Consider the following 21,387-nt stretch of genomic DNA (forward strand, 5'->3'; position numbering starts at 1 on the left):
TGTTGAGTTAATCTCACCGTTAGAGTGCTTACACATTATTAAATGTTTCATTGACTTTTTGTATACGATAGGAATATAAAATGTATACAAATGTATACAGAGAGGAGATTTTTTATGAGAAATGAAGGATATAGGGGTCGTGGCAGAGATAGACATCACCATGGTGAGGGGCATAACCGAAAAGAAAAACATGTTCATCAAGGAGCAAAAACGTTCCGCAAAGGCAGAGCCATCGCATTTTTAGAAATGATGAGTCTTAAGTGTGATACTTTAAAGCAACAATTAGTAACACCGGAACTTCAAACAATTAATCCAATTTTAGTTGGTGACTAAAGGCAGTGGAAATGGTCATTAATGAGTTTGTTCAGATGTTTGAACTATATGAATATGAGGTAATGGAAAATAAAGGAGATGTTCAAGAAACAGAAGAAGTAATTGAAACGTCTTCTTTGCTAGCTACTCAAGAGAAGCAAAACAATGAAGAGGAAAAGAATGACTAAACCAATTTTTTTTAGTAGTCATCGAGGACGGAAATTGGAGTTATCCTCCAATTTCCCATATTTATAAATGCGAAAAAGTACAAAATTGATTATTTAGCTGGAATATTAAGCAATTTAGGGATCGTTACTAAGTGATATTTTTCTTTATTCAGCTCATCAATAATTTTTGGTAAAGATTTTACGGTCCCAGATAAATCTCCACCAGTCCCGGTTCCAGAATGCTGTAGAATAATTGCACCTGGTTTTACATGCAATAGAACATTACTTGCCACTTGATCTTCATCTAAGCCTTTCCAATCTAGAGAATCGATATTCCAATTCACAATTTTTTTGTTGTGTAATTTCAACCATTGGAGTTGCTCTTCATTGATATTTCCATATGGCGGTCTAATCATTCTTGGAATATATCCAGTATACTGTTTAATAATATTGTCCGTTTTTATAATTTGATTTCTAAATTCAGAATCACTCAATTTAGAAAAATTTGCATGGTTATACGAATGGTTTCCAAGAGCATGTCCTTCTCGAATAATCCTTTTAAATATATCAGGATGTTCCTCGATTCGATATCCAACTACAAAAAATGTTGCTTTAACCCCTTTTTGTTTTAAAATATCTAAAATCTGTGGGGTGAAAATATTATCAGGTGCATCATCAAATGTTAATGCAATTTCTCGTTTTGTCTTCGATCCATACAAAAAAAATGTATTTTGGTATTTATTATTTAATTCCGATAAGGATAATGGATCTTTTTTAGATTCAGCGGATAGCTCATGAACGATAGATGTGGTCTTTGCTTTAACGTATGTAGAATCGGAAAAGGGAACAATAAATAATTGGGATAAGACGAATAAAATAAGCAGAGAATGTTTCATTAGTTACTACCTCTAGTTTTTAGATTATATTCTTTCTATGTTATATATTTGCAATTCCTAATAAAATATACTTAAAGAGATACGAATGAAGGAGGTTAAGATCAATCATCGTAATTTCCTTCTTGTGAAAATGACTATTAACGTGAATCAATTAGTTAATTAAGGAAAGCGTTAAGGAGGATTTATATGGATTATCAAAATCAGGCAATAAACATCAATAATAAATTATCGAAATTTAATGAATACTGGTCTCCTAAAGTAATTAGTGAAATGAATGATTATCAGTTTAAGTTAGCAAAATTATTAGGTGACTTTGTTTGGCATAGCCACAATGATACCGATGAAGTATTTTTTGTGATAGAGGGGGAAATGAAAATTGAATTTCGCGATGGAGAGGTTACACTTTCAAAAGGAGAGATGTACGTCGTACCTAAAGGGGTAGAGCATAAGCCATTTGCGGAAAAAGAATGTCAGGTCATGCTAGTGGAGCCGAAAGGTGTGGTTAACACAGGTGATCACCAAGGAGAGTTAACAGCGGAAAATGATGTATGGATTTAAGTGGATTGTTCATGAATTTATTAGTTAAAATGATGGAATGATTACAACTTGCTTTTTTTTGGGAAATAGTTGGATTGCAAAGTGATTTGCATGTATTTACCAGAATATACAATGAGTGAGTATTTTTATAGGCGGGTGAAAACATGGCAATAAATTTAGAAACTTTATTTTTAATTGATCAAAAGGATGGTATGAGTTTAGAGTTTAGTAAATTAGTTTCAATGATGAATTATGCAAGAGAGACGACCATTGCAGAGGTAAAGGAATTAACCGTTGAAGAACTTGATTTCCTTTATGATGCGGAAGCTAATTCAATTGGAATGTTATTAGCACATATGGTTTCGGTTGAAAAAGCTTATCAAATTGAAACATTTTATAATCGTGACGTGACAGATGAGGAAATTATTGAGTTAAATCCAGCCTTAGAATTGGGAAGTAGGGCAAGGGAACAAATCCATGGGAATACGATTGATTTTTATATGAAGGAATTAACCGATGTTCGTAATAAAACCATCGAAACATTTCAAACACTCCCGGATGAATGGTTATTTCAGCAAACTCCTTTTTGGTTTGATCAACAAGCTAATAATTACTTTAAATGGTTCCATGTATTTGAAGATGAATTAAATCATAGAGGGCAAATAAGGATTATTAAAAAAATGATGGCGAAGAGGTTGAAGGTTTAAAGAAGAAAAGGGATGTAGCGAGGGCTATATCCCCTTTTTAGTTATAAGTACAATGTAATAAAACAAGAACAACTGTATATATGAATCATGAGATACATATTTTTAAGAAGATGGTTGCAAGTGAATCATAGAGAGGAGAAGTGAGATGAATTTTAAACTAATGGAAGCTATTGAAGTGTTGCAACGTACTCCACAAACATTAAATGAATTTGTATCTGGTTTATCGAAAGGCTGGTTGGTTTGTAATGAGGGTGAGGGTACTTGGAATGTAGCTGAGGTGATTGAGCATCTTATTGAAGCCGATAAACATAATTGGATACCAAGATTAGAAACAATGCTTCATGAAGGTGAGAGACGACCCTTTCCTCCTTTTGATCGTTTTGCACATTTAAATAATATGTCGGAAAGAACCATTCAACAACAGTTGCGAGAATTTAAGAAGGTGAGAACGGAAAATATAACTAAACTTAAGACAATTATTCAAACTGAATTACAACTTGAGCTTACAGGGGTGCATCCTGAATTTGGAATAGTGAAGGTCAGAGAATTATTATCGACATGGGTTGTTCATGATTTAACACATATTTCCCAAATTGTACGGGTGATGGCAAAGAGATATGATATGGATGTTGGTCCTTGGAGGGAGTACTTAGGCATATTGGAAGATTGATTTCAGTGTTAGATTGTCCAAAGTAATTGACATTTCACTTACGATTGTTAGAATAATAATGTCCAATACTTTTGACATAGGTGATACTTATGAAAAATAAAATAAAAGAGGTAAGGAAAAAGCTAGGACTCACTCAAGAGGATCTTGCTAAGGAGTGTGGGGTCGTGAGGCAAACGATTAATTGTGTCGAGAACGATAAATATGATCCTACACTGGAATTGGCATTCAAGTTATCAAAAATACTAAGAGTAAAGGTGGATGCATTGTTTATTTATGAGTAAATTTCATTCAAATTATATAATTACAATGAAGGATATCGTTAGGGAAGGTGACCCTATTCTCCATCAGGCAACAAAAGAGGTATCCCTCCCACCTTCTGAAGAAGATAAGGAAACATTAATATCCATGATGAATTTTTTGAAAAATAGTCAGGATTCTAATCTAGCAAAAAAATATAATTTACGTCCAGGAGTAGGTCTATCAGCCAATCAAATCGGGTTGAATAAGAGAATGTTTACGGCTTTTTTAACTGATGAGAAGGGGAAAGAGCATGAATATGCAATGATAAATCCGAAAATCATCAGTCATTCCGTCTCCATGATTTATTTACCACAGGGCGAGGGTTGCCTTTCTGTTGATCGAGATATAAAAGGCTTTGTACCTCGATATGAACGGATTAAAGTGAAGGGATTTAATCTTACAGGAGAAGAAGTGTTATTAAAGCTAAGTGGATATTCCTCAATTGTTGTACAGCATGAAATTGATCATTTAGATGGTATTATGTTTTACGATCGTATGAATAAAGAAAATCCATTTCAATTACCGGATAATATCAAAAGCTTATATTGATATCTGTATGAAGAAAAAGCTATATAAAGATAGAAGAAGGAACTTTCCCTTTTGGGTCAGTTCCTTCATATTGTAGGCAAGGAATTAGTTTTCTAAGAAACCAGGTTTCATAAAGTTTGGATTTGGATAGGTGTAGAAACCTTCTCCAGTAGCTCTACCAAGTTTGCCTTTATCAATATACTCAGATTTCAATAACTCAGCTAATTTTTCGTATTCTTGGCTACCCGTTGCTTTCGCTTTAGCGAGTGTAATATTATATGCAGTATTGATTCCAACAACATCTAAAATGGCAAAAGGACCTTGAGGTGCACCCGTTGCAATCATCCAAGTTTTGTCGATTGTTTCCGCATCTGCAACTTCATTCAATAAGAGAAGCTGTGCAGCATCTAATAAAGGAACTAATAATGAATTTAAAATATAGCCTGGTTGTTCTTTATATAAAGGCAAAGCAACCATACCAATCGCTTTGGCAAATTCAATCACTTCATTAAAGACCTTCATATCTGTTCCAGGGTGTTTCATAACCTCTGCTGTGTTATTTTTCCAAATTTCGTTTGCGAAGTGTAGGGCTAAAAACTTAGCAGGTCTACCTGTTGCATCGGCAAACTGGCTTGGTAATAATGTAGAAGAGTTTGTTGCAAAAATTGTTTTTTCAGGAGCTACCTTTCCAAGCTCATTGTAAAAGTCAGTTTTAATTTGAACAACCTCAGGAATCGCTTCGATTACTAGGTCTGCATTAGCAACTGCTTTTGATAAATTAGAATTGAAAGATATGCGTTCATAAGCTAAGTTAACTTCTTCATCAGTAGCATTCAAATCTTTTTTATAGTGCTCCTTTAAACCGTTAATTCTTTCTTTCGCACGCTCTAAAACTTCATCATTAATGTCATATACAGATACATTGAATCCTTTGAATGCTGTTTGGTATGCAATCTGACTCCCTAGCACACCGCTACCGGCAACGGTAATATTTTGATAATTCATAGCCAGTTCTCCTTCTTTCCAATTAAATACCTTCATATTATGGCACATCCCATCAAAAAAGATAAAAGAATATGCTTCTATATAGGTAAGGGAATCTTCTCCAATATTTCTTTTATCATGAATCTTAAATGAAAAAATAATGTATAGATAATGAAAAAATATTTATGAGAACGTAAATCTTAATTGCACCATTCCTTTTATATTGAAATGCTTTAAATATGCTTCTATTTGATTCCATATTTCGATAAAAGTTGAAATTTAAAGCGGATATAATAGCAATAGCTTAGTATTACAAAAATAGGGAGAGACAAAATGAATAATTACAAATTTATACCATTAGTACTTTTAACGACATTTTTAATGGGATCGTCGTTCGCTATCGTTAAAATAGGCTTGTCCTATTCATCACCGATATTATTAGCAGCTTTGCGTTTTACACTTGCAGGAATCATTATGAGCATAATTGTGAGTGTTTTAAAAAGGCCACATCCCATAACTAAAAAGAGCTGGATAAGGATGGTTATTATTGGTGCTTGTCAAACAGCTGGCGTGATGGGGTGTATATTTTTGAGCTTGCGAACGATTACTGCCAGTGAATCCTCCATCCTTACATTCACAAATCCGTTACTTGTTATTGTCTTTGGGACCATTTTTACCAAAATTCGTTATAGATTATATCAGTGGATCGGTGTTTTTTTAGGACTATTAGGGGTAGTTATTACAATGGGGACCCAATTACAATTTGAAATTGGGATAGTATTTGGTATTCTTTCAGCAGTTTTTTGGGCAATTGCTACATTATTAGCAAATAAGTGGGGGGCAACTTTTGATACCTGGGTATTATCAGCCTATCAAATGCTTTTTGGCGGATTATTACTGTTACTTGCTAGTTTTCTTTTTGAAAAGCCATTTTTCACTTTCAATGGCCAGTCCTTATTCATTTTATTTTGGTTAAGTATGATGTCCTCAATTGTTCAATTTGCGATTTGGTACTATCTTCTGCAAAAAGGTGATCCTGGAAAGACGAGCGCTTATTTATTTTTAGCCCCATTCTTCGGTGTAATAACCGGTTGGTTACTGCTTGGGGATCATCTATATCCTTCACTTATTATTGGTGGTTTGTTTATTATCATTGGTATTTATCTTGTAAATAGAAAATTTCAGAATTTAAAACAAGAGAATGCTAGTATAGAAATCCAAAATAGATAGATTAAATGAATATATATAAGACTGCCTCCAAAGTGATTAAACCATTCTTTATGTACTTTGGAGGGTAACTTTACTTGATTTCGATTTGAAATGTTTTTTTGAATCCTATTTTTCCTTTATCTGTAATAGTCACAGCGCGAATGGATGGATCCTGAGTTATCCAGCCCAATGTTAAAAACTTTTTTAATAATCCGTTACCTAGGGCTCCTGCAAGATGATGATGACGTTCGCTCCAATCTAAACATGCATGAGAAAATGAACGACGTTTTCCTCTTAATTCAACTAAATCAATGCCAAAATCAGTGAAAAACTGCTCGCCTGTTGTTGTAACGGTAAACTCCTGTGCTTCTTTTTCTAAATAGCCTGCAGCCAACATGGCTTCAGTTAACTCAACTCCTAATTTTCCTGCTAAATGATCATAACACGTTCTAGCATTTTGGAGTAATTTCATTTGCCTTGATTGCTTTAATGAACGAACCTCAGGAGGAGGAGAAATAGCAAGGAATGATTCTAAAATGCGTGCAATTTCCTCATTAGCCAGCTGGTAATAACGGTGGCGACCATGTTTTTCAACAATAACGAGATTCCCATCAACTAATTTGGAAAGGTGAAAACTTGCTGTTTGTGGTTTGATCGCGGCCATATAAGCTAGTTCACTTGCAGTATGAAAACGTCCGTCCATTAAACTTGTTAAAATAGTAGCACGTGAAGTTTCACCAAGAAGTGCAGCGACTTCAGCTACATTAGGACTAATACTCATCTTTTTCACCCCTTTGTAATTCATACTTCCATTGTAATCGAAGTATTGAATGTGCACAATGAAGTTTTTTAATTATCTGTACTTTCTTTGAATTCTCTCTATATAATTGGTAACCTTTTTATCGTACTCAGGATAAGGATAACCAAGTGTTTTAGAAACATAAAGGGAGGATTCTCGGAATAATTCAAAGCTAAAATTAAGTGCGTCCCACACTGCTTGATAGGTGGACATATTATACGTGGATAGTAGTGTGTCCCATGTTTCGTTAGATACGTATTTTTTTAAGAACTTATCACTTTTTCCAATACTTAAAGAAAAATTAGTTTCAATTCCGATTTTCCATCGTAACATCGTAAGTAAATTAGGGCGAAAAGCGCTATTCATTATATCGTTAGCAAAGAGGATTTCCTTTCTAGCAAGTCCTTTTGCTACGTATGTAGAAGTCATCCAAAACTCATTGCAGCAATCGTCAAAGGATTGCATACTTGGCCTTTGAATATGATATTTTGCATCGCTTGGGATAATTGTTTTTTTGATGAGTTGATCTTTGTCCAATAGTACTTCGACTAAACCATCACTCTCTTTAAAATAATCTTCAAATTCATTAAGCGGAATGAGAGTTAGGTCGATTTTTGACCCATCTTCAAAAATCATTAAATACGAGAACCAGTTTCCCAATTCGGGTGGGAATAATTCCATTGCTTCTGGCTTTTGGAGAATGATTCTTTGTCCAAAATAATCTAACCAATCATCACTTTTCTTAAAAAAGTCCATATCTGTAACAAAATAACTAAAATCATAATCTTGAAATTCATCTTCTGGAATGTTTGAGTTGGTTAAAGAGCCTTCAAGGGTGAATATTCTAATTTTTTCACAATTGATTGCAAAGTTCATACCTAATTCCATTATCTCTTTTTTACTACGCAATATCATCACCTACAAGTCGATATTAGATAGGGAAGTTGCCCATCTTTTTTATTGATTATACTTTCTAGGTGATTTTCCTTCTATAAAGAATTGAAAAAGATAGTTCAAAAGGGAATAAGAAAAAGCGGTTAAGAACAGGTGCTTAGGCTTGAACCTTTTTAATTTATATAAGTTGAATTTTTCAAAAAATCGATTTAATGGAAATGCTAACATAAGATCATTAAATACATTCAAAAGAGAATAAAGCCAAAATTTTCCGTATGTTAGATGAAAAACCCATAAGTTTCCTACGAAGAAAGGTCCAAAAATAAATGTTAAAGCATTATTTGTTGAGGCTTTAGCTCCACCCTTTACTTTCCACCATTTATGGGAGTTCGCTAGCAATGTTTCTACTAGAAGAATGATTGATGAAAAAAGTGTAACAGGTAAGAACCTTTTAATTGACTTGATTGGTAAAAAGAAGATTGTAGACCATGATAAACAAATTAGCATTATTCGAATAAGTAATACGACCAAATTATCTCCCCCTTGTCCTTTTTTATATTTTGACTTTAAAAAAATGATTTATGCAAAAACATATTTATGGAAGGAAACACGTGGATAATAAAATATATGTAAACCATGCACTTTAGAGATGTGAAGAAACAAGTAGAACTATGTCGAAATTATTAAAAAAATATCGAGGGATATATTGCATTTTTTATATAATGATAGTATGATTAATTCCATTGATATATTGCATATGCGGGTAATGAATTTTTAGATAAATTTGAATATTTACTTCTTAGGGGGAACTGGTCATATGGACAATAAACTTTCATTTTCAAATTATTTTATAGTAGGAGTTATGCTATTTGCTTTGTTTTTTGGAGCAGGAAATTTAATCTTTCCTGCACAACTTGGACAAAATGCAGGAACGAATCTATGGCCATCAGTAATAGGCTTTCTAATAACAGGTGTGGGTCTACCTTTTCTTGGAATTCTAGTGATGGGGATATCAGGTAGCCGTGACCTACGTGAGTTATCAAGTAGAATTCACCCTATTTATGGAACAGTATTTACTTCACTATTGTATTTAACAATTGGACCCTTTTTTGCAGCACCCCGTACAGGAGCTGTTGCTTATGATATTGGTATTGCACCGTTTTTTGAACATGGTAATGGACATATCGGGTTATTTATTTTTACATTGTTGTTTTTTGCTATTACTCTATGGTTTTCATTGAATCCAGCTAAATTGGTTGATCGAGTGGGGAAAATCTTATCTCCTGGAATCATTATTTTATTATTTATTTTACTAGTAATGGCTATTGTGAAACCGATGGGTTCTATTGAAGCTCCACAGGAAGCGTATCAAAATGGTGCGTTTATGAAAGGTTTTACAGAGGGATATAACACGATGGATGCATTAGCTTCACTTGTATTTGGTATTATCGTTATCAATTCCATCCGTGCACTTGGAGTAAAAACGACACGAGGAGTACTGGGAGCTACTGTTAAATCCGGAACGGTTGCAATTGTTTTTCTTGGAGTTATCTATGTAGGGATTGCCTATCTAGGTGCAACTAGTACAGAAAGATTTGGTCTTTTTGATACAGGGGGTCCTGTTTTAGGTAGTGCAGCTTCGCATTATTTTGGAATGACTGGAACCGTGATGTTATCTGTTGTAATCTTACTTGCCTGTCTAACGACAAGTATTGGATTAATGACAGCCTGTGGAGAGTATTTCCATACATTATTTCCGAAAGTAAGCTATAAACTATTTGTCACTTTGTTTACTACAGCGACATTTATCATCGCAAATTTTGGACTAGCTAATATTATTAACTATTCAATTCCTGTATTAATGTTTCTCTATCCACTTGCGATTGTTTTAATGCTTCTAACTTTCTTGTCACCATTGTTTAATCATTCAAGATTGGTTTATATTGCAGCAACAGTTGTTACTTTTTTAATTAGTATCATTGACGGTTTAAAAACTTTTTTTAAATTATTCAAAATGGACTATTTTGGATGGGTATCAGGCATAATTAAAGTGTATGAACATTATTTACCTTTTTATCATGAAGGCCTAGGATGGTTACTGCCAGTACTGATTGTTATCTTAATTACGGGGGTTATTGCTCGCTTCATGCAATACTCTGAAGTTCATGCGTAAAAGGATAACAGGCACCGAATGTAAATCATAAATTCTTTAAAAGATCGCGATTAAAAAAGTCAGTTCCGACTGTAATAATGGAACTGGCTTTTTATTTGTAATATTTTAGAAAAATAATGTTGGCAATTTAGACATGATCTTTGAATAAGTCTGCTTTCATAAGTATCCTACTTGAATAAAATCTCTACTTCTGGCATTTGCACCTAATAAAGGCCCCAATGGTTTTGATGGAGTTTACAGCTCTTTTCTTTGTGAAAGGCCCTTTTCTCAAACATTGTTGCTATTTAAGTAAAGTTATAACTATTAAATATCGACTGAGGATCGCTACAAGCATCAATTTACTGAGAAAGAGCTGCAATCTCCATTAGAACCGCTAGAATCCTTTATTGGGAGTAAAAGCCGGCAGTTGGGCTTTTACAAAAGCAACAAACTATAAGAAAACAGCCTAGTGAAATGTGCCTTGAACTAAAAGAAATGTTAATGGTTGAGATACATAAAGTAGTAATGAAAACGTGAGTTTATTTCATATGATTAATAATGATAGAATTGGATAAAAGGCATATAAGTTTCAATTGGCAGAATAATAGTTTTCCAATGGAGAGGTGAGGCTATCTATCGTTTGTTTATTTTGATTACTTAATTATCAGCAAAATAAATAAGTGAAAGGGAGTATAACATGCTTGAAATTAGAAAGGGAACAGTTGAGGATCTATCGATTATCCGACAATTAGGGATTGACACTTATTATGCACACTTCAAGGATAATTGGGAAAATAAAAAGGAAATAAATAAATTTTTAGAAAAAGACTTTTCTAAAGAATCGTTAGAAAAAAGCCTAAAGATGCATAATATAGTCTGGTTGATTGCTTATATTGAAAATGAGGCAATTGGCTTTGCAAAAGTGAATTTTGATAGGAAACTACCTAATAACGAAACTAGAGGAGCCGAGTTGCAAAAAATATATTTTCTCCCGAGTTCTACAGGCAAGGGTTATGGAGATATACTCTTAAATGAAGCGATTAAATTGTCAATACATAATAATCAGGGACTACTTTGGTTAGAAGTATTAAAAACTAATCATCAAGCTAAGGCATTCTACGAAAAGAAAGGATTTAACGTGAAAACTGAGACGATCTTAAAAGGCGTAAATGGAGATATGAGTTTGTGGGTAATGATAAAGGATCTTTCAAATGACTGACTAGTGGTCAGGCAATCTATTTATGGATACAGATAAAGCCGGTTTCTAACAATAGGACCGGCTTTTACATATTTAGTTCTTTTTCACTGACTTGAATTCTTCAATAGCACGCAACCAATTTTGTCGCATAATATTAGAAACTGCCACTTCGTTCCCATCTTTCATTAATTGTATAATGGTGTCGTGCTCTTTAATTGATTGTTCAGTTAGAATAATGGATTGATGGAAGAATAATCTTCTTACATGTGCTTGAAGATAAGCAACCATATTATCAATATATGAATTATTTGCTGCATCTACAATAATTTGATGGAATTCTTCATCAATTTTCAATGCTTGGAAGTCATTATCCGAATGAATGGCATCCGCGAATCTTTTATTTGTTTGTTCCAATTTATTCGTAATTTCGTCCGTTAGATTGGAAATGGCAAGTTCAGCAGATAATGCTTGTAAAGCAGCTAATGGAGGAAGTAGCTCCTTAATCGATTCTTTTTCTACTTCCGTTACCTGTGTCCCTTTACTCGGATACATAACTACAAATCCTTGTGCTTCAAGCAATTGAAGGGATTCACGGATGGGTGTTCTGCTGACTCCTAATGCTTCTGCAAGCTCGGAGTCATTGAGCTTTTCCCCTGGCTTTAGTGTTCCATCGATAATCCATTGTTGTATTTGATTGAATGCGCTTTCTTTTGCGGATGTGCGAACTGGTTTTGAATGATCAGTAGGTATTGGCATATAACTTACCTCCCTAGAAATTTGTCTGTTTTCTATACTATTAGTATACCTTAAAACGAAAAGGATTGATATATGATATATTGCTACAATTAGATTAATGTATTTCAGATAATGAACCCGATAATAGAAACGAATTGAAAGATGCTAAGCATCTGACAGGTATAGGACAATTAATTTTGAGAGATGATATGGTTATTTATAGGGAATAGAGAGGATTGCTACATATGGACAAACTATTGATATGGGCATTATTTATTCTACCATGGCTATCTTTAATTTTTATGAACAATTCATCAATTCGGAGATATATGCCTGTTGCTTTTTTAGCTACTATCATAAATACAATTATAGCTCAAATTGCTTGGTTTCATCATTGGTGGAAGTTTAATGAAAGTCTGTTTTATTGGGATAAGATTGCTCCACTTTTTACAGTATATGGTGTTTTTCTCATTGGGACCATGTGGATATTTTATTTTACCTTTAATAAATTTTGGATCTATATGCTTGTAAACGCTGTAATAGATTTTTTTTATGGCTTTATTTTTTCAAGAATATTAAATATGCGAGAAATTAGAGAAGATGGGGAAATTTCCTCTTTATTAAATTTTTTATTAATGATGTTTATCGCTGTTATTCTGTATCTTTATCAGTTATGGCAGGACAAGAAACAATAATATAGTAGAATTGCTCGAATTTGTTATGAGTTGCTCGATTTAGTATAAAAAAGGGAAGGGAATTCTACCATTCATCAAGATTGTTACCTTAATCTCTCCTCTTTTTAAGCTCTAGTCTTTTCTAAAGAAAGCTTACAAGTGTCGATGAAATTAGATACAAGGAGGCTTTTCTTTTCATTTTTCCTAGTACAAATCGCAATTTTATTTTTTACACAGATGTCTTGAACAAATACACGAGCAAGTTGATGATTCTCCACATACTCACGGACAACAAGAGAAGAGATAAAGTTTGCCCCATAACCTGCCATAACCGAATGAATGGTTTCATTTAAACCATTAAACTGAAGTGCAATCTTTGGTGGCTCTACTTGAAAGGTTTGACAAAGGGAAAAAAGCCTTTCTCGAGTAGAGCTTCCTTCCTCACGCATAATGAATGGCTCCTTCACCATTTCCTGTAAGCTGATGCACTGATTGGCAAGTGGGTGTGTAGGAGAGACTACAAACCAAAGTTCATCTTCTAATAATTCTTCCCACTCAATTTCATCTGGTCTTTCTGAAACTCCCCCACCGTAGATTGCGATATCCGCTTTAAATTGTTTGAGTTGATCAAATGCACCTTGTGAATTAGTAGTATGGATGAATAAATTGATTTCCTCGTTGTGAGCCTTAAATGTAGCGGCCCATTTTGGAATTAAAAAATTTGCAGGCAAGTAAGTTGCAGCAATATGGATGCTTCCTGCCTTCCCATGACGATGATTGTCAATGAAGCCTTCAATCCTTTTCTCAAAGGCAAAAAAGTTCTGTGCCTTTTCTGCTAACTCTTTACCGAATTCTGTTAATAATACTCCCCTCCCATGAGGCTTGAATAAGATTATTCCAATCTCTTGCTCGAATTTCTTTATTTGACTAGAAACGGCGGGCTGACTAATTCGCATCAATTCAGCTGCTTTAGTAAAGCTTCCTGTTGTGGCAACATGGTGAAATAAGCGAAGGCCATGTATATTCATTTTTTTCTCCATTCATAACTTGAATTTATATAACGGTTAAAAAGATATATTATTTTTATCGTTTATACTATCATACACTATTAGTGAAGACACAAGTTGAAGAAATGAGGGATTTAAGAATGGGAGCAAATGAAAGCTGGAACAAAGTCGATGAATATTTTATAGGAAAATTAAAATTATCTGATCCTATACTTGATCATGTTTTGCGAACAAATAGAGAGTCCGGAATCCCAGAAATTGATGTATCTCCGTCACAAGGGAAGTTTCTTTATTTAATAGCTAAAATGAAGGGGGTAAGAAACATTTTAGAAATTGGAACACTTGGTGGATATAGTAGTATTTGGTTTGCAAGGGCATTACCTGAGTCTGGAAAAGTCTATACATTGGAGGTGAATCCAGAATTTGCAAAAATAGCTAATCAAAATATTCAATATGCTGGTTACGAGCATAAGGTAGAAGTGATTGTGGGAGATGCCCTAGATAGCTTACCTAAATTAAAAGAAAGAGGAGTTGCCCCTTTTGATCTTATCTTTATTGATGCTGATAAAACCAATAACCCCTATTACCTAAAATGGGCGATGAGTATGTCAAAGTCTGGAACACTAATTATTGCGGACAATGTCGTGAGAGATGGTGAAGTGACTAATGAAATAAGTAGTGATGAGAGAATCCATGGTATCAGACAATTTATGGATTTGCTTGCTAATGAAAATAGAATTGAATGTACTTCTATTCAAACGGTCGGATCAAAGGGGTATGATGGATTTTTAATGGGATTGGTCAAATAGTTCATAAATAAATTGGGGAGCCATAGGGAGGTAGCAGAACATATATAAATTTTTTTACTGTTACCTCCCTTGCATCTAATATAGGAATAATATTCAATGTAATGATTGGATATTGTCGTTTAACTTAATCAATTTTTGTTAAATCCAGATGATGATTTAGAAAGTTCTTTTCTATCAGTTGCAGTAAATGGTTCTTCAAACCAACCATGTTCAATCATGATATTCAATCCATCATTATTATACTTTCCAATGACAGGAATGAGCTTCATAATTTCTGCGGCTAAATCATGTCGCATCATTTGAGAAAGAGCTGTTCCCATATTAGTGAGTGCTATGTTTCCAGCCAACGAAGCGTGATACATCATTAGTTTGTCAGAAAAAGGTGAAGTAGTTGAATCTGTTACATGATCATCCATTAGCTTAGGAGAGGGCAGGTTTTGCTTGAGTAAATGATCAGCAAAACTCTTAATTTGATTATTTGCAAGGTCTGCTCCATCTCGGAAGTATTTACGGATCTTCTCTGAGGAAGCAACCTGGCTGAATCCTAACATTAATGATTTTCCTAATATATTGGTATTAATGTTGTAGTGCAAGTGCTTAATTTCATTAGATGAAAGCGGACGGTCTCTACCTGTTAGGAGAGAAATAAATGATTTTTTCTCTACGAAATCTACTTTGTTTGGATAAGGGATCGTTGGAGAACTTATATCCATTCCTTTTGACAGTAATAAATGTATCCCTCGCTCATAGGTTTCTATAGAATCATTTAATGAGCTTCTAAAATAATTGATAATGTCTTGACGAGTAGCATTTGAAAAAGCACTTCCATAAAGTAATAGTGAGGCACTGGCCATTTGAGTAATATAAAAGACCATGAAGAGATCACCGATGAGACGAGGAGCATCCTTACGAATATCCTGTTCCCCAAAACCAACAGGTACAGGTATGTTTTCCGTTTTAAAAATATTGCCTATCTCCTGCACATGTCTTCTTGATAGTGCTTAGGCAAACTCGACATAATCTTTAACCTCTTCATCATGCACTACTTGAAGATAATGCTCAAAGACACAACTGAACATAGAGTCTCCCATAAAATTACTAAACAGATCAGCTAGTTCAGCAGATGTTAGCTGTTTATTTGGCTGATGTTCTTCAATTTCTTCTTTTAAAATAGAGTCTTTCTTCATTTTGTACCTCCGTCTTTACTTTAGTACATATATTGTGTGTATAAAAATGCAAAAATATTAGGGATAATTTCTTGAGTGCTGATTAGATAATGATGTTATATTGAACGATTAGTACATTTAATTTAAAGGAAAATCTTTTTCTTTGCCGAATTTCTAAAGGTACTTGGAGATATGTATTTAAAGTATAGATATATTTAAGGGATATCTCTCTTCTTTTATTTCTATAAAAAAGCCAAAGAAATATATTTAAAAAGGAATGATTCTATTGGTAGATTTAACTCATTCTCAACTGAAAGCTATCCAGCATATTACTAATTATGCTAAAAATCATAAAGAGGAAGCTAGAGCTATTATTAATCACGTACTTAAAATGTCAAATATCTCAGATCAAGTATTTGAAATGGCTGTTGATCAGTTAAAGGCACAAGCTAAAATTGCGGTGCATTTTCATCCTGATCGACCAGATTCAACGATGAAACTGATTGCTGAATCACTTCTTGAGCAGGGGAAATACAAAAGTCAATTTGAAACAGGTTTATCAAATGGTAGTGTCACGGCATATCCTGGTGGTGAACGAGATTGTTGGGAAGAGGAAGTCTTCGGAGGAGCCTATCATTTGGAAAACTCGCCCAATAATCAAAGACCCAAATATGGAGCGCTAAATGTGATGTTACATCCGGACGGACCAGCCCCACGTTTTGGATCATGCTATTTTTTACTCTCACCGGGAGTCTCCCAACGATCCACATATACATACTTGGATTCACATCAGAACCCTAAGGAAAAGGGAACATATGAAGAATTTGATATGATTTTGGCAGGACTGATGGAAGAAACATTTACGAGAGAATTTGCTATCGGTGAAAGAAACTTAACGCCTCCTAGATTAATCAATCATTTGCTTTCTAATTTTGAAAATGGTGTTATCAATCTATCACAAAAAGAGGCAAGCCGTAATCTTAATCATTATATTGAGGCACAGATACATGGGGATATATCCTTAAAGGAAGACGTTGAAATGCTCGTAGTTGATCCTTCCTATCAAGATACTCCAATAGGTGAAATTTTAAAAACATTATGCTCTAAGTATTCCATCGTTTTAAAATGGCACATGGGTTTTGAACTATTGGTTGATGAAGTTCCGATAGATTTTAGAGGTTCGTCGATGCCATCATTAGCAAAACGGATTGCAAAAGATCGTTATATTAATGCCAGTACAATAGGAGCTGCTGTAATGGACTTAAAGTGTAATCCGGAATCTTGGAGTGAACGTGGTACGATGGCTGATGTTCTTCAAGAATTAAAACTGCTTTGGCATGTGTTGGTTCGTTATGGACATCCAAGAAAGGAACGCAGTAAAGGTAAGATTAATGGAGTAGCCTCGGGAGAAATTTACTAAGAAAAATTGGATTTTTCTAGAATGAGTAAATGATATTCTTTCTGTTTTCAACCAAGCATGAGTATTTTACTAAATACTATAATCCATTATAGTAATATAAAGTTTATGATGAATAGTTTATAAACAAAGAAGGCGTTTCTTGTAATAAGAAAAGACGCCTTCTTTTTCGATCAGAATGATTTGAAGTATTTTATGGTAAACTTAAATAAGATAGAATGTTGGAAATGAGGAATAATATGAACACAAACAAAAAGCACAAATCAAAAAAACTAAGACTATTTTTACGGGGATTGATCATCATTATTGGGGGATTTATTGCGGCATATGGGCTAGAAACAGTATTAATCCCCAATAGTGTATCTGATGGAGGAGTAACGGGTCTTAGTATCGTTGCATCCAAGCTATTTGGATTACCATTAGGAATTTTAATTGCGATTATTAATATCCCATTTATTTGGTTAGGATATCAACAAATCGGTAAAAGCTTTGCCGTTTATTCGATAATCGGAATTGCTTCATTAGCAGTTGGTACAAGCCTTATGCACCATATCCCAGCAATTATTGAAGGGGATACCTTGTTAGTTACTGTAGTAGGAGGTATCATCCTCGGATTGGGGATGGGGTTAGCATTGCGTAATGGTGGCGCATTAGATGGTATTGATATGTTAGCCGTGTTACTTTCACGAAAATTACCATTCGGGACAAGTGACTTCATTCTTTTCTTAAACATGTTTGTATTTATTTTTGTTTCAACTGTATTTGGACTTCAAGGGGCAATTCTTTCAGCTATTGCTTACTTTATTGCTTCTAAAGTGATTCACATTGTTGAGGTTGGTTTAAGCGGATCGAAAACATTTAAAATTATTACGACTCAACCTGAATTAATGGTGGAAACAATACGTGATCGCTTAGGTAGAAGTGCAACATATAATGAAGTGTATGGTGGTTATTCTAAAGAAAAGTTTAAAGAAATCACTTGTGTCATTAACCGCCTAGAAGAAAGTAAAATTAAGGAAATCATTCAGGATATTGACGAATCTGCCTTTGTTACCGTATATGATGTAGCGGAAGTTAAGGGTGGTAATTTTAGAAAGAATAATATTCACTAGAATTCAAACCTGTAAGATGATAAAATCCCACAAAAAACTAGGTGATTTTTTGTGGGATTTTTCGTTATATACTCTATGTAATATTGATATTACATAATACTTTTAAATGGAGATTATTCAAGCGCACGGATCAATAGTATATCTTTAACCCGCTAAATAATTATATATGATGTTTTTGGTTCATATCTTGATTAATAATAACTGCATTTTTATATATGTTACCCATTTCAGTAAAATTACCTTCTCTAGTTATATACCCATAATCTATCATAAGCTGTTTTACATCACTAGGTAGTTCTATGAAGGCAAGCTTTCCTGCACAAAAGCTTCTAATTATTTTTACTCTTTCATCCATAGTTAGTATCTCCTCCATTTATTTCTATCTTAATTTTACAGTAAAAGGAAACAACTTTCTATATTAATGGGTTATTTACCTTTATTTACCATCGCAACAATTGGATGGACCGTTATTTTTTATTTTTTATATTCAATACAAAAATAATTTTATTCATGTAATAATAATCTATTATCATTTCAAATTGCACAGGGCGATCACCTATGAAGGTTTTCGTCTTTTTTTGTCGAAGTTAAAGATAGGTAGTTGTAGGTATGAATGGAACAAGTGACTCGTACGTTTTTTTTATTAGCATGACTTAGAAGGAGTGGGGATGCCTTATGACTTATGACCATCAAAATAAAAGAATTTCTACTGAAAGGCTAGTACTAAGATTATTTCAAAAATCTGATGCAGAAGCTGTCACTAAACTCTGCAATAATTATAATATTTATAAAAATACATTATACCTACCTTATCCATACACTTTAGAGGATGCTTTAACATGGATTAACCATCATCTTGATCATTTTAATGCTGATAAGTCATATGAATTTGCTATAACAGATAAAGAAACTGGTCGTGTATATGGAGCTATCGCTTTATCTAACAACAAAAAATTTAATAATGGGGAGCTAGCGTATTGGATAGGTGAAGAGTTTTGGGGAAATGGATATGCTACTGAGGCGGCACAGGCTATATTACGATTTGCATTTGATGAAAAGAAATACCATAAAGTATTTGCTCGATACTTTCATTCAAATCAAGCATCAGGAAGGGTTATGCAAAAATTAGGCATGAAAAAGGAAGGGATATTCATTGACCATGTGAAGAAAGAAAATCAATATGTCGACCTAGTATATTACGGAATAATTAACCCTCAAGAATGAACATATATACAAAAAGCTACCTTCCTAAAATTAATCAGGTTTAAGAGTATTCTTTGATTTTTATATGGTTCACGGAAGGGAAAAACACTAATTAGTAGAATGATAAACTAAATTATACATATTAATCTTACCGTAAATGAAAGGGGAGAGTGTAGGATGTTTCCGTTACTAGAAACTGAGAGGCTTAACTTAAGGAGAATTGAAAAAGAAGATGCAGAAGATATCTTTCGTTGTTTTTCAAATTCCGATGTAACTCGTTACTATGGTCAGGAATCCTTTACAAGTTTCGAACAAGCTGAGCAGATCATTGAGATGTTTAATCATAACTTTAAAGAAAGACGCGGAATTAGATGGGGAATGGAATTAAAAGATCAGAAGGGAATCATTGGGTCGATTGGATTCAATGCGTGGGTTCCTAAATATAAAAGAGCTGAAATCGGCTATGAACTGCACCCAGATTTTTGGAGGAAGGGCTATGCATCAGAAGCAGTGAAAGCAGTCGTCGATTATGGATTCAATCATCTGGATTTAAATCGAATTGGTGCAGTAGTATTTTTGGATAATACGGCTTCTAATGATTTATTGATTAAGTTGGGCTTCGAAAAAGAAGGAGTCTTACGAAATTATATTTATCAAAATGGCATTTCATATGACACAAATGTATATTCATTGGTGAAAAATCATTAATTTTATAGAGTATAAGGTAGAAAACAAAGACTGAATCAATTTTTATAAATGGATCGTCTTTGTTTTCCTTTATTTCTAGTGAAGCCAATTCAAGAATGGATGTTTGTCTAATTGAGGTGGGATGCCTAACTCTTTTGATGCAGCAAAGATCAATTCCTTTCTAAAAAAATAACTTCGGTGGTACACAATTTGATCATTCTCTATTTCTTGATATTGAATATCGTGAATGAGAGGACCACCTTCAGAATCTGCCAATACAATAATGACTTGCTTCCCCCACAAAGTAAATTCTTGGGCTTTATAGAGTGGTAGACCATATTGTAGGGAGCCATTTCGAATTTCTTCTTTTGTTACTTCTAAGAATCCTAGAGAAGCCTCATATTGTGCATGATCACTTATTAGCCTTAGTATTCCTTCTACATCTCCTTGATTAAATGCTTTTAAGTAGGCCTGAATAATTTTATGATTTTTCTTTGAGTTTTCGTGAGCTTTTAGGGGTGCCAATTCAGTTCTTTTTAATTTATCTCGGACTCTTCGTGTTGTTGCATAAATCGCTCCAGGTGTTGTTTTCACAATACCTGCAACTTCATCAGCTGTAAATTGGAAAACTTCCATCAGTAAAAATACCGCTGTCTGTCTAGGTGTAAAAAGATAGAAGAGATGTTCCAATGCTTCTTCGATGTCAAAGTGATCTGAAATCTCTTCTACTATCCCACCATCTAGTTCAGTTAAGCGCCCAATCTCTTTTTTCCTTTTACGGCATTGATCGATCCAAGTGTTCGTCGCGATTCGATAAAGATAGGATTTGAGATTGGTTGGGTGCCACCGTTGATATAAACCACCTAATGCCTTTAACATGGTCTCTTGATAGAGATCTTCGCCATCCCAAGGCGATCCAGTTAAGTAGCGGCAGTACTTCCATAATCCTTCTCCTATATCTTCAATAAGAGTATTAAATTTTTGATGAAGCTCTCGAGATGGCTCATAGAGCTCATTCTTTTTATCTATCATCACAATAAAACCTCCATTTCCTGTATCTATATGTATAACGAATGAAGAGAACGGAATTATACTCATGGTAATCATTTTTTTGGAAGTAAATCGATGCTGCTTTATTAAAAGTATATCAATTTTTGGTAATTATCCAAATAATGCGAGAACGATTCTTTAAAAGTAGGTGCTGTCAGACAATCACTGAGCCCT

General features: G+C 34.0%; 26 protein-coding genes and 1 pseudogene. 16 read left to right on the forward strand and 11 right to left on the reverse strand.

Annotation, left to right across the window (positions count from 1 at the left end; all coding sequences use genetic code 11):
- The first annotated feature begins 114 nt into the window (after positions 1–114).
- On the forward strand, positions 115–333 hold the full coding sequence (locus I5818_RS01185) for a hypothetical protein (RefSeq protein ID WP_235849522.1): 219 nt from the start codon (positions 115–117) through the stop codon (positions 331–333).
- A 5-nt stretch (positions 334–338) separates the two neighbouring features.
- Positions 339–500, forward strand: a complete 162-nt coding sequence (locus I5818_RS25935; RefSeq protein WP_235849520.1) for a hypothetical protein — start codon at positions 339–341, stop codon at positions 498–500.
- An 89-nt stretch (positions 501–589) separates the two neighbouring features.
- On the opposite strand, the gene I5818_RS01190 is transcribed toward I5818_RS25935, so the two are convergent.
- Complete coding sequence (locus I5818_RS01190; RefSeq protein WP_078109206.1) at positions 590–1,375, reverse strand: polysaccharide deacetylase family protein; 786 nt, start codon at positions 1,373–1,375, stop codon at positions 590–592.
- 186 nt (positions 1,376–1,561) lie between these two features.
- On the opposite strand from I5818_RS01190, the gene I5818_RS01195 reads away from it, so the two are divergent.
- The 5 genes from I5818_RS01195 to def all read left to right on the forward strand — a co-directional run bounded on the left by I5818_RS01195 (position 1,562) and on the right by def (position 4,138).
- Positions 1,562–1,933, forward strand: coding sequence for a cupin domain-containing protein (locus tag I5818_RS01195; RefSeq protein ID WP_078109205.1), 372 nt, complete (start codon positions 1,562–1,564; stop codon positions 1,931–1,933).
- A 143-nt stretch (positions 1,934–2,076) separates the two neighbouring features.
- A complete protein-coding gene (locus tag I5818_RS01200) occupies positions 2,077–2,619 on the forward strand; it encodes a DinB family protein (protein ID WP_078109204.1) in 543 nt (180 codons plus the stop codon).
- Positions 2,620–2,764: 145 nt separating this feature from the next.
- Positions 2,765–3,289 carry a DinB family protein gene (locus I5818_RS01205; protein WP_078109203.1) on the forward strand — a complete coding sequence of 175 codons (525 nt, stop codon included), beginning with the start codon at positions 2,765–2,767 and terminating at the stop codon, positions 3,287–3,289.
- Between the two features lie 89 nt (positions 3,290–3,378).
- Entirely contained in the window at positions 3,379–3,570 is a 192-nt protein-coding gene (locus I5818_RS01210; protein ID WP_078109202.1) for a helix-turn-helix transcriptional regulator, read from the forward strand.
- Positions 3,563–4,138 carry a peptide deformylase gene (gene def, locus I5818_RS01215; protein WP_078109201.1) on the forward strand — a complete coding sequence of 192 codons (576 nt, stop codon included), beginning with the start codon at positions 3,563–3,565 and terminating at the stop codon, positions 4,136–4,138. Before I5818_RS01210 ends, def begins: the two co-directional genes overlap by 8 nt.
- Before the next feature lie 84 nt (positions 4,139–4,222).
- Here the strand turns inward: def and I5818_RS01220 are convergent, their stop codons facing one another.
- Positions 4,223–5,122 carry a 3-hydroxyacyl-CoA dehydrogenase gene (locus I5818_RS01220; RefSeq protein WP_078109208.1) on the reverse strand — a complete coding sequence of 300 codons (900 nt, stop codon included), beginning with the start codon at positions 5,120–5,122 and terminating at the stop codon, positions 4,223–4,225.
- A 312-nt stretch (positions 5,123–5,434) separates the two neighbouring features.
- On the opposite strand from I5818_RS01220, the gene I5818_RS01225 reads away from it, so the two are divergent.
- The gene (locus tag I5818_RS01225) at positions 5,435–6,331 is read left to right on the forward strand and encodes a DMT family transporter (RefSeq protein WP_058004279.1); all 897 of its coding nucleotides are present in this window, start codon (positions 5,435–5,437) and stop codon (positions 6,329–6,331) included.
- A 70-nt stretch (positions 6,332–6,401) separates the two neighbouring features.
- Here the strand turns inward: I5818_RS01225 and I5818_RS01230 are convergent, their stop codons facing one another.
- The 3 genes from I5818_RS01230 to I5818_RS01240 form a co-directional block, all read right to left on the reverse strand.
- Positions 6,402–7,091 (reverse strand): ArsR/SmtB family transcription factor, encoded by a 690-nt coding sequence (locus I5818_RS01230; protein WP_078109200.1) that lies wholly within the window; start codon positions 7,089–7,091, stop codon positions 6,402–6,404.
- A gap of 72 nt (positions 7,092–7,163) precedes the next feature.
- On the reverse strand, positions 7,164–8,018 hold the full coding sequence (gene ant(6) / locus I5818_RS01235; RefSeq protein WP_065107267.1) for an aminoglycoside 6-adenylyltransferase: 855 nt from the start codon (positions 8,016–8,018) through the stop codon (positions 7,164–7,166).
- A gap of 48 nt (positions 8,019–8,066) precedes the next feature.
- Positions 8,067–8,534 carry a hypothetical protein gene (locus tag I5818_RS01240; RefSeq protein WP_058004276.1) on the reverse strand — a complete coding sequence of 156 codons (468 nt, stop codon included), beginning with the start codon at positions 8,532–8,534 and terminating at the stop codon, positions 8,067–8,069.
- Between the two features lie 286 nt (positions 8,535–8,820).
- On the opposite strand from I5818_RS01240, the gene brnQ reads away from it, so the two are divergent.
- Positions 8,821–10,176, forward strand: a complete 1,356-nt coding sequence (gene brnQ, locus I5818_RS01245; RefSeq protein ID WP_078111118.1) for a branched-chain amino acid transport system II carrier protein — start codon at positions 8,821–8,823, stop codon at positions 10,174–10,176.
- Between the two features lie 676 nt (positions 10,177–10,852).
- Positions 10,853–11,374 (forward strand): GNAT family N-acetyltransferase, encoded by a 522-nt coding sequence (locus I5818_RS01250; RefSeq protein WP_078111117.1) that lies wholly within the window; start codon positions 10,853–10,855, stop codon positions 11,372–11,374.
- 72 nt (positions 11,375–11,446) lie between these two features.
- Here I5818_RS01250 and I5818_RS01255 read toward each other — a convergent pair whose 3' ends face one another.
- Entirely contained in the window at positions 11,447–12,109 is a 663-nt protein-coding gene (locus I5818_RS01255; RefSeq protein WP_078111116.1) for a GntR family transcriptional regulator, read from the reverse strand.
- Positions 12,110–12,333: 224 nt separating this feature from the next.
- Here I5818_RS01255 and I5818_RS01260 point away from each other — a divergent pair, with 224 nt between their 5' ends.
- Entirely contained in the window at positions 12,334–12,783 is a 450-nt protein-coding gene (locus tag I5818_RS01260; protein WP_078111115.1) for a hypothetical protein, read from the forward strand.
- Between the two features lie 104 nt (positions 12,784–12,887).
- Here I5818_RS01260 and I5818_RS01265 read toward each other — a convergent pair whose 3' ends face one another.
- Positions 12,888–13,790, reverse strand: a complete 903-nt coding sequence (locus tag I5818_RS01265; RefSeq protein ID WP_078111114.1) for a LysR family transcriptional regulator — start codon at positions 13,788–13,790, stop codon at positions 12,888–12,890.
- 119 nt (positions 13,791–13,909) lie between these two features.
- On the opposite strand from I5818_RS01265, the gene I5818_RS01270 reads away from it, so the two are divergent.
- Positions 13,910–14,578 (forward strand): O-methyltransferase, encoded by a 669-nt coding sequence (locus tag I5818_RS01270; RefSeq protein ID WP_078111113.1) that lies wholly within the window; start codon positions 13,910–13,912, stop codon positions 14,576–14,578.
- A 128-nt stretch (positions 14,579–14,706) separates the two neighbouring features.
- Here the strand turns inward: I5818_RS01270 and I5818_RS26345 are convergent, their stop codons facing one another.
- Positions 14,707–15,285 (reverse strand): DUF3231 family protein, encoded by a 579-nt coding sequence (locus tag I5818_RS26345; protein ID WP_420889505.1) that lies wholly within the window; start codon positions 15,283–15,285, stop codon positions 14,707–14,709.
- Positions 15,262–15,765, reverse strand: a pseudogene (locus I5818_RS25945) (DUF3231 family protein); the annotation flags it as partial. The gene I5818_RS26345 and the pseudogene I5818_RS25945, both read right to left, overlap by 24 nt.
- Positions 15,766–16,030: 265 nt before the next feature.
- On the opposite strand from I5818_RS25945, the gene I5818_RS01280 reads away from it, so the two are divergent.
- Together I5818_RS01280 and I5818_RS01285 are read left to right on the forward strand one after the other, a co-directional pair.
- On the forward strand, positions 16,031–17,164 hold the full coding sequence (locus tag I5818_RS01280; protein WP_395132575.1) for a DUF3626 domain-containing protein: 1,134 nt from the start codon (positions 16,031–16,033) through the stop codon (positions 17,162–17,164).
- Between the two features lie 236 nt (positions 17,165–17,400).
- Positions 17,401–18,273, forward strand: a complete 873-nt coding sequence (locus tag I5818_RS01285; protein ID WP_058004268.1) for a YitT family protein — start codon at positions 17,401–17,403, stop codon at positions 18,271–18,273.
- Between the two features lie 160 nt (positions 18,274–18,433).
- On the opposite strand, the gene I5818_RS01290 is transcribed toward I5818_RS01285, so the two are convergent.
- A complete protein-coding gene (locus I5818_RS01290) occupies positions 18,434–18,628 on the reverse strand; it encodes a hypothetical protein (RefSeq protein ID WP_058004267.1) in 195 nt (64 codons plus the stop codon).
- A gap of 320 nt (positions 18,629–18,948) precedes the next feature.
- Between I5818_RS01290 and I5818_RS01295 the strand changes: the two genes are divergently transcribed.
- Complete coding sequence (locus I5818_RS01295) at positions 18,949–19,497, forward strand: GNAT family N-acetyltransferase (protein WP_078110227.1); 549 nt, start codon at positions 18,949–18,951, stop codon at positions 19,495–19,497.
- 156 nt (positions 19,498–19,653) lie between these two features.
- On the forward strand, positions 19,654–20,184 hold the full coding sequence (locus tag I5818_RS01300) for a GNAT family N-acetyltransferase (protein ID WP_071977385.1): 531 nt from the start codon (positions 19,654–19,656) through the stop codon (positions 20,182–20,184).
- Positions 20,185–20,259: 75 nt separating this feature from the next.
- Here the strand turns inward: I5818_RS01300 and I5818_RS01305 are convergent, their stop codons facing one another.
- Positions 20,260–21,195 (reverse strand): sigma-70 family RNA polymerase sigma factor, encoded by a 936-nt coding sequence (locus I5818_RS01305; RefSeq protein ID WP_078110228.1) that lies wholly within the window; start codon positions 21,193–21,195, stop codon positions 20,260–20,262.
- Positions 21,196–21,387: the final 192 nt, after the last annotated feature.

The organism is Heyndrickxia oleronia, from assembly GCF_017809215.1.
GTDB lineage: Bacteria > Bacillota > Bacilli > Bacillales > Bacillaceae_C > Heyndrickxia > Heyndrickxia oleronia.